Source organism: Massilia sp. X63, from assembly GCF_041023745.1.
Classification (GTDB): domain Bacteria; phylum Pseudomonadota; class Gammaproteobacteria; order Burkholderiales; family Burkholderiaceae_D; genus Telluria.
The window spans coordinates 33,168-46,120 of sequence record NZ_JBFTEF010000012.1 but is presented as its reverse complement, the minus strand read 5'-3'; the positions used below and the strand labels follow the sequence as shown (position 1 = coordinate 46,120).

Annotated in this window: 11 protein-coding genes; 2 read left to right on the top strand and 9 right to left on the bottom strand. The window is 65.2% G+C overall.

All coding sequences use genetic code 11. The features are described 5' to 3' along the window. Positions 1 to 164: 164 nt before the first annotated feature. Positions 165 to 1,202, top strand: a complete 1,038-nt coding sequence (locus tag AB3347_RS20320) for a fumarylacetoacetate hydrolase family protein (protein WP_369093531.1) — start codon at positions 165 to 167, stop codon at positions 1,200 to 1,202. A gap of 55 nt (positions 1,203 to 1,257) precedes the next feature. On the opposite strand, the gene AB3347_RS20315 is transcribed toward AB3347_RS20320, so the two are convergent. The 5 genes from AB3347_RS20315 to AB3347_RS20295 are packed head-to-tail and all read right to left on the bottom strand — an operon-like array spanning position 1,258 to position 5,641. Beyond that, entirely contained in the window at positions 1,258 to 2,484 is a 1,227-nt protein-coding gene (locus AB3347_RS20315) for a gallate dioxygenase (protein WP_369093530.1), read from the bottom strand. Positions 2,485 to 2,516: 32 nt separating this feature from the next. After that, positions 2,517 to 2,933, bottom strand: a complete 417-nt coding sequence (locus AB3347_RS20310; protein WP_369093529.1) for a nuclear transport factor 2 family protein — start codon at positions 2,931 to 2,933, stop codon at positions 2,517 to 2,519. Then, positions 2,926 to 3,633 carry an alpha/beta fold hydrolase gene (locus AB3347_RS20305; protein WP_369093528.1) on the bottom strand — a complete coding sequence of 236 codons (708 nt, stop codon included), beginning with the start codon at positions 3,631 to 3,633 and terminating at the stop codon, positions 2,926 to 2,928. The genes AB3347_RS20310 and AB3347_RS20305 overlap by 8 nt, the downstream gene beginning before the upstream one ends. Before the next feature lie 2 nt (positions 3,634 to 3,635). Then, positions 3,636 to 4,589: a 2Fe-2S iron-sulfur cluster-binding protein gene (locus AB3347_RS20300; protein ID WP_369093527.1), complete on the bottom strand. Its 954-nt coding sequence runs from the start codon at positions 4,587 to 4,589 to the stop codon at positions 3,636 to 3,638. An 8-nt stretch (positions 4,590 to 4,597) separates the two neighbouring features. Next, the gene (locus AB3347_RS20295) at positions 4,598 to 5,641 is read right to left on the bottom strand and encodes a Rieske 2Fe-2S domain-containing protein (RefSeq protein WP_369093526.1); all 1,044 of its coding nucleotides are present in this window, start codon (positions 5,639 to 5,641) and stop codon (positions 4,598 to 4,600) included. Between the two features lie 178 nt (positions 5,642 to 5,819). On the opposite strand from AB3347_RS20295, the gene AB3347_RS20290 reads away from it, so the two are divergent. Continuing rightward, on the top strand, positions 5,820 to 6,284 hold the full coding sequence (locus AB3347_RS20290; RefSeq protein ID WP_369093525.1) for a MarR family winged helix-turn-helix transcriptional regulator: 465 nt from the start codon (positions 5,820 to 5,822) through the stop codon (positions 6,282 to 6,284). Between the two features lie 10 nt (positions 6,285 to 6,294). Here the strand turns inward: AB3347_RS20290 and AB3347_RS20285 are convergent, their stop codons facing one another. The 4 genes from AB3347_RS20285 to AB3347_RS20270 are packed head-to-tail and all read right to left on the bottom strand — an operon-like array spanning position 6,295 to position 12,928. Further along, positions 6,295 to 7,674 carry a DUF1329 domain-containing protein gene (locus AB3347_RS20285; protein ID WP_369093524.1) on the bottom strand — a complete coding sequence of 460 codons (1,380 nt, stop codon included), beginning with the start codon at positions 7,672 to 7,674 and terminating at the stop codon, positions 6,295 to 6,297. Between the two features lie 12 nt (positions 7,675 to 7,686). Beyond that, entirely contained in the window at positions 7,687 to 9,366 is a 1,680-nt protein-coding gene (locus AB3347_RS20280) for a DUF1302 domain-containing protein (protein ID WP_369093523.1), read from the bottom strand. 35 nt (positions 9,367 to 9,401) lie between these two features. Then, on the bottom strand, positions 9,402 to 11,849 hold the full coding sequence (locus AB3347_RS20275) for an RND family transporter (RefSeq protein ID WP_369093522.1): 2,448 nt from the start codon (positions 11,847 to 11,849) through the stop codon (positions 9,402 to 9,404). Then, positions 11,846 to 12,928, bottom strand: a complete 1,083-nt coding sequence (locus AB3347_RS20270) for a YCF48-related protein (RefSeq protein WP_369093521.1) — start codon at positions 12,926 to 12,928, stop codon at positions 11,846 to 11,848. The genes AB3347_RS20275 and AB3347_RS20270 overlap by 4 nt, the downstream gene beginning before the upstream one ends. Positions 12,929 to 12,953: the final 25 nt, after the last annotated feature.

Below are 12,953 nucleotides of genomic sequence, written 5' to 3'. Positions count from 1 at the left end.
GCTGGCATGCGTTTTTCCGATCGCTCCCATCGGCTGGACCGATGGATGGCGCAGCCCGGAGCTATCGGTTTTTCAGAAGGCAGCTAGCGGAATTCGCCATTCGTCAACCGGCAGCGCCATCCATATACTGGCGGCTCGCGCCAACCAACAAAGGATAGGACTGTATGACAGATACGCATACCCGGACCGGCTTCAAGCTCGGCAGCTTTTCGACCGCCGGTGCTCCGGCCTTCGCCGGCCTCGTGCAGGGTGACCGTGTCATCGCCCTGCACGCATTGCGAAAGCTGGCCGAGGCCAAGGGACTGCAACTGAGCGGCAGCGAATCGGTATTCGCCCTGCTGCAGAACTGGCAAGCCAACTTCGCCGTCCTGTCCGAGGCGCTCGCGCTGGGCGACCAGGCCGGCGCGCTCGATTGGGTACCGGTCTCCAGCCTCAAGGTGCACGCCCCGGTCGAACTGCCACGCCAGATCTTCTGTACCGGCGCAAACTACTTCAAGCACGTCGTGGACATCCTGGTCAGCATGGGGCCGGGCGCCCATCCCGGCACCGCGGAGATGACGCCTGCGGAACTACGTGCCTATGCCGAAAACATGATGCGCGAACGCGCCACCTCGGGCTCGCCCTACGTCTTCAGCAAGCTCCTCTCCGCGGTGACCGGACCGTACGACCCGGTTATCCTGCCCGCGCTGGCCAGCCAGCCCGACTGGGAACTGGAACTGGCGATCGTGATCGGCAAGCCCGCGCGGCATGTGCGACGTGAAGACGCTGCAGGCTATATCGCGGGATATACGATCGCCAACGACATCACCAGCCGCGACCTGATCTGGTGCAAGGAACCGAAGGCCATGGGCACGGACTGGGTGTCGAGCAAGAGCTCCCCGACCTTCCTCCCGCTCGGCCCCTACCTGGTGCCGGCGGCTTTCGTGGCCGACCCGCAGCAGCTCCAGATCGTCCTCAAGCTGAACGGCGAGGTGATGCAGGACGAAAGCACCTCCGACATGATCTTCGATATCGCGCGCCAGATCGAATACATCTCGAGCCGTGTGCAACTGTGGCCCGGCGACGTCATTTGCACCGGTTCGCCGGCCGGGAACGGCATCCACTTCGGGCGTTTCCTGCGCGACGGCGACGTGATGGAAGCGTCGATCACCGGACTTGGCGAGCAGCGCAACCCCTGCGTCGCAGAGGTCCACGACCGTTGAACGGCCTGGCCGAGGCCCGGATCGACCGGGGCCTCGGCCCATCGCAATCGGCCGCTCAGGCCGATTCCGGCACTCTCCGCGTACGGAGAAACGCATCCAGGCTCTCGCCGCGCATGCTCGCGTAGACCTCCAGGTTCGACATCCTCTGCACGCGTGCAAATTTCTCGAGCACGAAGAAGGATACGCCGTACCTGATCAGGCCGAGCCAGTCCCTGCTGCGTACCAGCGCCTTTTCCTCCTCGCCAAGCCCCGATTCGTCGAACGCCGCCTCGAGGTCGCGGCGGACCAGTTCACGGAAGGCCGGCTCCCGGTGCCGCCAGAAGAAGCGGTTCAAGCCCAGCGCCTTGACACTGTGCCCGATGTCGAAGGCATAGGTGCCCGGGATCTCGTCCACCCCGAGCAGCTGGGTGTTGGAGTGCGCCAGCGGCGGCTCCTGTGGCTGGCCGGCCTCAGGCTCGTACAATGCCACCGCCATGTTGGTCGTCGTGGCAAGGTAATGGTTCTGGTGCAGGCAGCGGATCTTGCCGGCCAGGGCGCCGCGCATGGCCATCCACATGATCACTTCCGCGCTCTCGGCGCCGCCGAGACGGATCAGGTCCGCATGCGTGAGCCCGTTCAGGTAGTCCGGATGCTCGACGAACAGCCGCAAGAATTCCTCATCCCAGTCGGTGTCGTTGAAGCCGGTGCGTTCGCCGTGGATCTGGTGCGACAGCCCGCCGGTGCCGACCACCACCACCTTCAGGTCTTCCGGGTAGGATTCAATGGCGCGCCGCACTGCCTGCCCCAGCTTGTAGCAGCGCGCCGCCGTCGGCAAGGGATGCTGGAGCACGTTGATCGCAATCGGCAGGATCGCGCCCGGCCAGGCCGGCGCATGTGGCCAGAGCAAGGCCAGCGGCGAATTGCAGCCATGGTCGAGCGGCCGGTCCTGGAACACGGCCATGTCGAACTCTTCGTTGACCAGGCGATTAACGACGTGTTCGGCCAGCTTCGCGTGGCCTTTGATGTTGGGCAGCGGCCGGCGGCCGGCGCCCTCGTCGGCCATGTCGAATTCCGGCGACACGCCGATGGAGAAGGTGGGATAGCAGTCGAAGAAGAAGCTGTTGGCATGGTCGTTGTAGAAGAAGACCAGCACATCGGGCTTCTTCTCTTCCAGCCATTTCGCCACTGGTTTGTAGCCTTCGAACAGAGGCGCCCAGGCCGGGTCGTTCTGCCGCTTCTTGTCGTAGGCCAGGCCAATGGTGGGGACATGGGATGTCCCGATACCACCGATGATGGTTGCCATGATGTCTCCTGCTTGGTAATTTTGGTTGTAAGCTATATCCAGAACGAGCCACGCCTTTCGGCGAATTTCCACCCGTCTTCCGTTAATGCAAAGCGGTCGATGAAGACGCCCGGCACCGGCACGCCGGGCTGCGGCCTTGCGTCGTCCGCTGGCCGGGGCGCGGACAGCAGGAGTATTCTTGACCTGCCCTGTGCCCGCCCGCTGTCCTGGACCTCGATGAGGATGTCGCTGCAGACATGAAACGTGATGGTGTCGGCCGGCCGCTTGCGAAACGCCGCCAGGATCGCTTCACGCCCCTGGATGGCTTGTCCGGGCGCGGATGGCCGGTACAAGCATCCGTCCTCGGTGAACAGCGCCGCCAGGTCCTCATGGCGGCGCTCGTCATTCAGGTAGGCATAGCGCAATATGAGTTCGGCGCAGACGCGCCGGACCGCTTCTTCGTCATGCATGGGCATCCTCCAGGGCCAGCCAGTCGCGCAGCGCGGCCAGCACCGCAACGGGCTGCTCCATCATCGACATGTGGCCGCAGTCGTCGATCAGGCGCAGACTGGCGCGTGGAATCAGTTCCGCCATGCGCCGATGCCGCTCCGGCGGACTCCAGCCATCTTCCATCCCACACAGGACCAGCGTCGGGCAGGCGATGTTCGTCAACACCTCGGTCGCATCCGGCCGGCCCAGCAAGGCACGGGTCTGCGCGGCGTAGATGCCACCCGACATGCGCCCCACCATGTCGAACATGGCCCGAACCAGGGCCGGATTGCTGCGATGGCCTGGCGCCAGCATCGGCAGGCCCCAGGCTGCCGCGACGGCGTCGATCCCCTCTCGCTGGGCTTGCTCAACGAGCACGGCGCGCCGGGATGCTTCATCCGCCGCAGGCCCTTCGAATCCGGTGTCCAGCAGCGCCAGGCGCTCCACGCGCGGCCCCGCCCGGCGCATGAGCTCGAGTGCGACCCGCCCTCCCATCGAATGCCCCGCCAGCGCAAACCGCTCCGGCGCATGGCGCAGGACATGCGCGGCCATCGCTTCCATCGAATCCTGCTCCACGAATTTCAGGATCCGGACATCGTATTCAGCGCGTAGTGCCTGCGCCTGGTATTCCCACACCACCTCGTCGCAAAGCAGGCCGCACAATAGAATCACTGTCTTCATCGCTAGAGGTCCAGAACGAGCAGCTTGGTCCTGGCGCGCGAACAGCAAGGCGTGAACTGGTCGTTCGCGGCATGTTCCTCGTCGGTCAGGTACAGGTCGCGATGGTCCGGCACGCCGTCCAGCACGCGGGTCAGGCAGGTCCCGCAAACACCTTCTTCACATGAATACGGCACCTCGATGCCCTGCTCCGCCAGCACCTGGATGACCGAGCGCCCTGCCGGTACCGTCAGCAGCTGTCCGGTCGAGGCGAGCTTCACGTCGAAGGGCTGGTCGCCGGCGGTGTCGACGATCGCGCCCGCAAAATATTCGACGTGCAGTTGCGCGTCGGGCCAGCCATGCGCGCGTGCCGATGCCAGCACGTAGTCGATGAAGCCTGCCGGCCCGCACACATACAAATGCTGGTCCAGCGGCGCAGCCAGCAGGGTGGGCAGGTCGAGCTTCTGCGCCGCGCTACCATTGTCATAATGAAAATGCACCTGTTGGCAGAAGCCCGATGCGGCGATGCGGTCGCGGAATGCCGCGTGCTGCGGCGAACGTGCGCAGTAGTGCATCTCGAACGCGGCTCCCTTCGACGCCAGCGCCTCGGCCATCGCCAGGATCGGCGTGACACCGATCCCGCCGGCGATCAAGAGCGTGTGCACGGCATCCACCAGGGGGAAATGGTTCCTGGGTGCGCCGATCGTCAGCACCGAACCGGCATGCACCGCGTCGTGCATCGCCAGGGAGCCGCCGCGCGAGCCGGCGTCGCGCAGGACGCCGATCAGGTAGCGCCGCGTCTCATGCGGTGCATTGCACAGCGAATACTGGCGCACGTAGCTGTCGCCGATATGCACGTCGATGTGGGCGCCCGCTTCGAACGGCGGCAGCGCCCCACCGTCGAGGCGCACCAGTTCGTAGCTGCAGATGCCTTCGGCCTCGCATACCTTGGCCGCGACCCGGACCTCGAAGGTGCTCATGCATGTGCTCATGCCGACTCCCCGACGGCGCCTTCCAGCGCCAGCCACCGGTCGATGATCCGGCGCGATTGCACGCCGCCGGCGTCGATGTTCAGCATCAGGAGCTTGCGCTCGGGATGACGCAGGATGTTCTGTTGCTGGAGCTCGAGCATTGCGCGGTCTTCGCCGAATATCCTGCCTTGTCCTTCGCGGATCATCTTGGTCAGCTCCGCATCATCGGGCCTGAATTTGCGCGCCATGCCCCAGAAATACCAGTGCGAAGTCTCGGTCTCGGGCGTGATGAAGTCCACCACGATACTCGACACCTTGTGCGCCGGGTCTGCGTCGTAGCCGCCCTTGCCGGCATGGGCCACCCCGACCTCGATCATCACGTGGCTCGGGGCATTGAAACGGCAAATTTGCCAGCGGTCCACCGGCACGTCGTCCGCCAGCCCGTTGGCTCTCAAGGCGCCGCGCCAGAACGGCGGTGCGCCGATATTTTCCATGAAGCGGCTGGTCACCACCTGCTCGCCTTCGACCCTGGTCGTGACCGGCGACTCGTCGATCTCCTTTTGTCCGATGCTCGATGCATGGACATAGGTTTCATGGGTGAGGTCCATCAGGTTATCGACCATGAGGCGGTAATCGCAGTTGATGTGGTACAGCCCGCCACCATAGGCCCATTCCGGGTTGTCGGCCCATTCGAGATGGTGGATCGCAGCAGGATCGGCCAGCTTCTCGTCGCCGGTCCAGACCCAGATGAAGCCATAACGTTCTTCGACCGGATAGCTGCGGATGCAGGGGAAACCGCGGACGCGCTGGCCCGGCATGCTGATCGTCTTGCCTTCGCATCCCATCGCGAGGCCATGGTAGCCGCAGACCAGGTTGCCGTCGCGGACGAATCCGAGCGAAAGCGGCGCGCCCCGGTGCGGACAGAAATCCTCGACTGCAGCCACCTTGCCGCCCTGGCCGCGGTAGAACACGATCTTCTCGCCGCAGATCTGCCGGCCCAGCGGCTTGCCCGCGATTTCGTCCGGGGTGCATGCGACGTACCATGCGTTTTTCGGGAACATGCTTGTCTCCTCCCTTGTTTCTTTGTGATCGGGCAAATATTCAGTACACTGAATGTTTGAAAAGTATCCTTGCTTTGAGCGGCGAAGTAAACTTCGCGCTCATCGTTTTCGACGATACGACCTATCACGCTTTCCAATCATGCCGACCGATCCGACACACGACCTTCAGCACCGCGCGATGCTCGACCTTCACGAACACCCGGGCCACCTGCTGCGCCGCGCCCAGCAGATTTCGGTCTCGCTCTTCTACGATGAACTGGGCGACGAGCTGACGCCGGTGCAGTATGCGATCCTCGGCCAGCTGGCGCTGCATCCGGGGATCGACCAGGTGTCGCTGGCCGGCCTGGCCGCGATCGATACCTCGACCGGCGCTACCGTGTGCGCACGGCTCGAAGAAAAGGGTTTGCTGGAGCGGCGCGTGATTCCGCATAACCGGCGCCAGCGTGCGCTGACCATCACGCCGTGCGGCACACGGCTGCTGGAAGCCATGGAAGCCGGCGCCCTGCGGCTACGCGAGCGCCTTCTTGCGCCCTTGAGCCCGGCCGAGCAGCGTCGCTTCATGGCGCTGCTGACCAAGCTGGTACGCGAAAACAATGCGCAAAGCCGGGCGCCGCTGGCCTTGCCGGGTGCAGGCCAGGCCTGAACGACCGGCGCTAGCGCACGCCCTCTCCTGCCAGCGCGTCGCCGGTAAAGCTCGCCTCCGGCTGGCGGCCGATGATGCGGTAATGGATGTTCTTCTCGTTCACCACCCCGCTCATGTACCAGGCGCCGCTGATCAGGTCATTGAAGCCGAACTGCTGCGGCGGAGTGGTGGCCGGCAGGTCCGGCATCACGACCGGATGCGACCACAAGGTCTTCCACAACTGGCCCTTGGCGTCCCAGCGGTCACCCAGCACGGCCACCCAGGTGTCCTCGTCCACGTAGTAGCGCGAGCGCGGCGCCTGGTGGCGCTTGCCCTGCCTGAGCGTAGCCTCGACCACCCACACGCGGTGCAGTTCCCAGCGCACATGGTCAGGGTTCAGGTGATTGGGACCGAATATCTCGGCGTCGCTCTTCGGCGTAAACAGGCCGTTCGCGTTATAGGGGATATACATTTCCTTCTTGCCGACGATCTTCCAGTCGAAGCGATCGCCACGCCCGCCCCAGACGTCGATCTCGTCGAAGCTCATCACCCCGGCCGAGGCAGGTGTCGGGGTGTCGCAGCAGGCGTTCGGCAGCTTGCGGGTGCGCCGCTGCCCGGTCAGGTAGACCCAGGCCTGGCTCTTGTCCGGATCCAGGTTTTCCGAACCGGTGATCGCTTCACCGGCACGGATCGCGGGTGCCGCAGTCACCAGGCGCAGCATCCAGTAATTATTGTTCTTGAACTTGTCGGCGCCGTCCTTGAAGTAGTATGGCATCTGGTAGGTACCCTGCCCTTCGCTGGACAGCACGCGCTTTCCGTCGGAGGTGGTGAGGAACTGTCGGAAGTCCTGCTGCCAGGCCTCGCCGCGCCAGTGCAGCAGGTGGTTGGACATCACCTCCCAGCCGCTTTTCGGAATCGGGAAAGGAATGCCGCCGTAAGCGCCGCTCACGGTGTCCCCGTCGAGTTTGGCGTTGGTGGCGTTCTTGAAGGTATTGTCATACACCCACTGCGGCGCGGCGGCAGTGCGACGGGTAGTGTAGACGTCGACCCGGTAGCTGTTCGGGAACTTCTTCAGCAGCGCCTTGGTGCCGTCGGTCAGCTTGTCGGCATACTGCTCCATATTCTTGGCCGTAATCTGGAACAGCGGCTTGTCGCTGGCAAAGGGATCACCGCGGCGCCCGCCGTTCTTGAAGCCGGGGACTGGGGTGGTATGGCCGCCGGTCCAGGCCGGGATCGTACCTTCCTTGTTCCCGGCCCGTTCCGCCCCCATCGGCGTCAGGGTGGTCTTCAACTGGGCCGCCTCTTCCGCGGTCACGCCCGCATAGGCCAGTCCATGAACGCCGAACGCCATCGCCAGGCAGAACCCCGGCATCAGGCGCATCGTGAACGTCTTCGTGTGGATGTGGTGCATGTGTGCTCCTGGTCAGAATGTGTTACGGATCGAAAGAGAGATGTAGTCGCGGTCGCGCAATGCCTGCTTGAACTGCGCATTGTTGGCGCCGTCCAGGGTCGGACCTTCCGGGCCATAGAAGTGCGTGTAGTTGGCGGCCAGGGTCCAGCCGTTCAGGTAGATCGCGGAAACGCCCAGGTTCACGTCGCCGCCGCGATGCACGCCGAAGCCAGGTCCCAGCGCCCCCGAACGGCCGCGCGTGTGGCTCACCCCGACCGGCACGCTGAGGTCGACCCCAGGGAACAGCTGCCGGTAGGTGGGCGAGAACACCATCCGCAAGGCGGTCGCCGAGCGGTCCGCGTTCGGATTGAGCATGCCGGCATTGCGCGTGACCGAGGTGATGCGGTTCCAGGCGATCTCGCCCAGGAAGGAGGCTTCGCGCGAGATGAAGGAAGGTCCCAGGCTGGCCAGCCAGGACAGCTGCGCGTGCGCGGTTTCGCCGATCGCATATCCCGGCTTGCTGTTGTTGTTCAGGCCGACGTTGACGCCGATGCTGCTGAGGATGGATTGCCCAGAGCTGGACAGGGGCGAATTGCGCCGCACCGACACCTCACCGCTCAGGGACACCTCGCCGATCGCCTTCGCGAAACTGGCGCCGTAGGCGCGGATGTTTTCCGCGTAGGTCCACTGGAAGGCCGAGGGCCGCGGCGCCGGCGGGAAACCGGTCAGGGTGTTGTAGATGTTCGAGGGCGTGGTCGCATGGTAACGGGTGGCATAGAAGCCGAAATCGGTATCGACAGCCGGTGCTCGCATGCGTAGCTGCAGGCCGTACTGCCCCCCTTGTTTCGGCTCCTGCTCTGGCAGCGCGGCGAAAGCCGGCGGATTCGGTAGCGCCGGATTGCCGGCGATGATGCGTTCGGCGCCATCGCCCATCGCGTCGGAGGAAGAGAGGTAGCCGCCCACCGGCATCATCCGTGTCTTGCGCCAGTCATACTGGTAATAGGCGCCCAGCGACAGGTCTTCGTTCACCTGCACCTGCCCGGACAGCTTCCCGGTCGGCATGGCGGTTTCCTTGAACTGCGCATTCGGGACGCTGAGCAGCTTGACCAGATCGATCGGCGCCTGGCCGCCGGCGATGCCATTGGCGCCGTAAAACAGGCTCTCGCCCCACAGCAGGGTATGGCGTCCGAGACGGAAGCTGGCCTGCATGTCGCCCAAGCTCGCTTTGCCGAACACGAAGGCATCCAGCAGCTCCGCCTTCTTCCCGAGCAGCTTGCGGGTCACCTCCGGAAACTGATTTCGCGGCAGGTGGTTGGCAGTGAAGGTGTTATTGTCGTTGGACGAGCGGTACTTCGCGTCGTACCAGGCTGCCCCGCTCATACGCAGGCCGACGTTCTGGTAGGTGACATCGAACTCACTGAGCAGATCGATGCGGTTCGACACCATGCCCTTGCCGAAATTGTTGTCGCCGTCGTTCTGGTTGAGGCAGATCGCACAGCTGGCCAGGCCGGGCGATGCATCCCGCAGCCGGTAGGCCTGGCTGTACTTGACCGTATTGTCGAAGCGGATCCTGAGATCAGGATTGTCGGTCTCGACCGGCGCTGCATGCGCCGCCGACGCTGCTGCCCCGGCGAGGACGGCAAGCACCGCCCCTGCGATGGCTGAGCGCCGCGGCGGTCCGGATTTGCCTGGTGTCGGCCTGGATTGGTTCATGGTGTCTCCCTTGTTATTGGTGGGTGTGGGTGCTGCTATTGGGGGCTGGTGAGTACAGGCGTGACGCTGATGCCGACCGCCTCGCCCGGCGTCGCGGGGGCAGCTGCCCCCTTTGCCTGCTGCGCTTCCGGCAAGAGGTAGCGGGCCAGCGCCGGCAACAGCACCAGTGCGCCTACCATGTTCCAGAGGAACATGAACGCCAGTAGGAGGCCCATATCGGCCTGAAACTTGATGGGTGACAGGATCCAGGTGAACACGCCGACCGCGAGCGTCACACCGGTCAGCAGCACCACCTTTCCCGTGAAGTGCAGGGCTTCGCGGTAGGCCTGGTCGAGGCTGTCGCCGGCGCGCAGGCGCGCCAGCATGATGCTCATCACATACAAGGCATAATCGATGCCGATGCCCACGCCCAGGGCGATCACGGGCAGCGTGGCGACCTTGACGCCGATGTCCAGGGCAACCATCAAGGCTTCGCACAGGATCGAGGTGAGCACCAGCGGAAGCACGGCGCACAACACCGCGCGCCACGAGCGGAACGTGACCAGGCACAACAGCACGACGGCGCCGTAGACCCAGACCAGCATGGCCCGGCTGGCGTCTTTCACCACGATATTGGTGGCGGCCTCGATACCGGCATTCCCTGCCGCCAGCTGGAACTGCACCTCAGCCGTATTGTTGGCGGCTGCGAAGCGCTCGACCTCCTCCACCACCCGCGCGAGCGTGTCCGCCTTGTGGTCGCGCAGGTAGACGTACAGCGTCAGCAGGTTGCAGGAATCGTTGTACAGGCCGCGCGGGGCGCCCGCCGTGACCATGTTCAGCGAGCTCTGGTTCTGTAGCAGCTCATACCACTTCAAGTTGCCTTCGTTGAGTCCGGTGATCACGCGGCGGTTCAGCAAGGCCATCGAATTGGTGGAGTCGACCCCCGGCAGTTGCGCCAGACGCCACTCCAGCGCATCGACCCGCATCAGGGTGTCGTAGGCGGCGCACTGGCCTTCGGGCGTGCGCACCATGACGGCGAACACGTCGCTGCTGGCTGCGTAATGGCCGACCACGTAGGCGTTGTCGCGGTTGTAGCGCGAGTCGGCGCGCAGCTCCGGTGCGCCCGGGTCGAGGTCGCCGATCTTCAGGTGCAGGCTGGCGGCGTAGCCGGCCACTCCCATCAGCAAGGCCAGGACGACGGTCGGCGCGGCCCAGCGACGTTGCGTGAACTTCCCGAGCAGCCGCCACAGCGTGCCGGCAGCCTCGCCGCCCTGGCCGAGGCTGCGCTGCGCCGCCTTTGCGCTCACCCCAATGTAGGACAGGAGGATCGGCAACAGGATCAGGTTAGTGAAGATCAGTGCGCCCACGCCGATGCTGGCTACGACGGCGAGGTCCTGGATCACCTTGATATCGATAATCATGAGCACCGCGAAGCCGACCGCGTCGCACAGGAGGGCCGTCAGCCCGGCCAGGAACAGGCGGCGGAAAGTAAAGCGCGCCGCGATGATGCGGTGCGCGCCGCGGGCGACGTCCTGCATGATGCCGTTCATCTTCTGGGCGCCGTGGCTCATGCCGATGGCGAACACGAGGAAAGGTACCAGCACCGAGTAGGGATCGAGCGAATAGCCGAGCAGGGGCAGCAGGCCGAGCTGCCACACCACCGCCACGCAGGAGCACAGCACCACCAGCAGGGTGCTGCGCACGCAACGGGTGTACCAGTACAGCATGGCGGTGGCGATCAGGATGGCCACCGCAAAGAACAGGAGGATCAGGCGAATGCCTTTGATCAAATCCCCGACCACCTTGGCGAAGCCGACGATGTGGATGTCGACGTTTTGCGCCCCATGGCGCGCGCGTATCTGCTCCAGCCGCTCGGAGAAGACGGCATAGTCCAGTGCCTTGCCGGTTTCCGGGTCGGCGGCGAGCAGCGACACGTAGATGATGCTGGACTTGCCGTCGCGCGCCACCAGCTGGCCGACCTGTCCGGAGCGCTGCACGTTCATGCGCACCTGCTCGATGCTGGCGGGCGAGCCGTCGTAGTCGTTCGGGATCACCGGGCCGCCATCCATGCCGTCCTCGGTCACTCCAACCCAGCGGGTGGATGGGGTCCACAGCGACTTCATGGCCGCACGGTCGACGCCGGGAAGCAGGAACACCTCGTCACTGACGCGCTGGAGCGTCTCCAGGTAGGCCGGGTCGTAGATGCTGCCGCCCTTGGCCACCACCGCGATGCGCACCGCGTTGCCGAGGCCCGCCAGATCCTGCTTGTTCTTCAGGTAGTTGGCGATGTAGGGATGGCTTTTCGGAATCATGTCCTCGAAGCTGGCGTTCAAGCGCAGACCCATCGCGGTCCAGGCCAGCAGCGCCGTCAGCGCCGCGCACAGCGCCACGACCACCGCGCGGTGGTTGAATAGCAGCCGTTCCGCCCAGGAGCCGGACTGGCGGTCGAAGTGCGCGAGGTCGGGAATCGGGTCGTGGCGGGAAGCCGGGGTGGCGTCGTTCATGGCCGGCCTCCGTTGCGCGTGACATCCTGTCCGACGATCTCGAGGCCGCCTGCGCCGGCCAGCACCAGGCGGCCGCCGTCCGACTCCACGACTGCACTCAGCGGCGCGCGCGGCGGCGCCTGCAATGCCTTCAGGCGTGCGCCGTCAGGGGACGACAGCAGCACCTGGCCGGCCTGGTTGGTGAAGGCGAATCTGCCGTCCTTCAGCCTCGTCACGCCGCTGAAGGACACCGGCGGCGCGCCTTCGATGCGGGTGAAGCCGGCGCCGTCCTGGCTGACACGAAAGGCGTTGCCCTTCAGCCCCGCCAGCACGACCCCGCTGCCGTTTGCCGCCAGTGCGAAATAGCTGCCGCGGTAAGGCGTCTCGATGCGCTGGAAGTCGCGGCCGACGCCGGCCGAACGGGCAACATAGCCCTGCTCGCCCGCCAGCCAGACCGCATCCCCCGTCATCCGCACGGCATACAGGTGCAGGCCTTTCGGATTCGGGATCTGGTGCATGAAGGACTGCCAGCTACGGCCACCATCGGCGGTCCTGACCGCCAGCCCGTAGGCCCCGACCGCCAGGCCGTTTCGTGCGTCGCTGAACTGGATGTCGAGAAAGGGCTTGTCCGGACCGTCGGCAAGCAGCTGCGCGGCAACGACTGCCATGCCCGCCGCTGCGCCGGCGTCCAGGGTCGGCACCGAGGCTTGCACCAGCCGGGCGATGCGACGCCCGTCGGCCTGCACGGTCCAGCTCGCGCCGCCGTCGGCGGTATGCAGGATGGTGCCCGCGTGCCCTGCCGCCCAGCCCAGGCGGCCATCGACGAAACTGACGCTGGTCAGGGTTGTGCTGACAGGCGTGCTAGCCTGGCGCCAGCTGCCGCCACCGTCATCGGACAGCGCGACCAGGCCGCGCTCGCCCACAGCGACCAGGCGCTTGCCGGCCATGGCCAGCGCCAGGAAACTGCGGCTGTGTATCCGTTCGGTTTTCAGCGCGGGCCGCGCCAGTACAGCCGCTTCGGGCGCAGCGGCAGCGGCGGCCGGCATCAGCGCCGCCAGCAGTGCTGCCCTGGAGTACAGGCTTGAAACATTCAGGTTCATACCACCGTCCCTGCAAATAAGTTAG

Coding starts and splice junctions, on each gene's coding strand:
- AB3347_RS20300 (WP_369093527.1), bottom strand. CDS start 4,589: ATGAGCACCTTCGAGGTCCGGGTCGCGGCCAAGGTATGCGAGGCCGAA.
- AB3347_RS20295 (WP_369093526.1), bottom strand. CDS start 5,641: ATGTTCCCGAAAAACGCATGGTACGTCGCATGCACCCCGGACGAAATC.
- AB3347_RS20305 (WP_369093528.1), bottom strand. CDS start 3,633: ATGAAGACAGTGATTCTATTGTGCGGCCTGCTTTGCGACGAGGTGGTG.
- AB3347_RS20275 (WP_369093522.1), bottom strand. CDS start 11,849: ATGAACGACGCCACCCCGGCTTCCCGCCACGACCCGATTCCCGACCTC.
- AB3347_RS20310 (WP_369093529.1), bottom strand. CDS start 2,933: ATGCATGACGAAGAAGCGGTCCGGCGCGTCTGCGCCGAACTCATATTG.
- AB3347_RS20280 (WP_369093523.1), bottom strand. CDS start 9,366: ATGAACCAATCCAGGCCGACACCAGGCAAATCCGGACCGCCGCGGCGC.
- AB3347_RS20285 (WP_369093524.1), bottom strand. CDS start 7,674: ATGCACCACATCCACACGAAGACGTTCACGATGCGCCTGATGCCGGGG.
- AB3347_RS20315 (WP_369093530.1), bottom strand. CDS start 2,484: ATGGCAACCATCATCGGTGGTATCGGGACATCCCATGTCCCCACCATT.
- AB3347_RS20270 (WP_369093521.1), bottom strand. CDS start 12,928: ATGAACCTGAATGTTTCAAGCCTGTACTCCAGGGCAGCACTGCTGGCG.
- AB3347_RS20290 (WP_369093525.1), top strand. CDS start 5,820: ATGCTCGACCTTCACGAACACCCGGGCCACCTGCTGCGCCGCGCCCAG.
- AB3347_RS20320 (WP_369093531.1), top strand. CDS start 165: ATGACAGATACGCATACCCGGACCGGCTTCAAGCTCGGCAGCTTTTCG.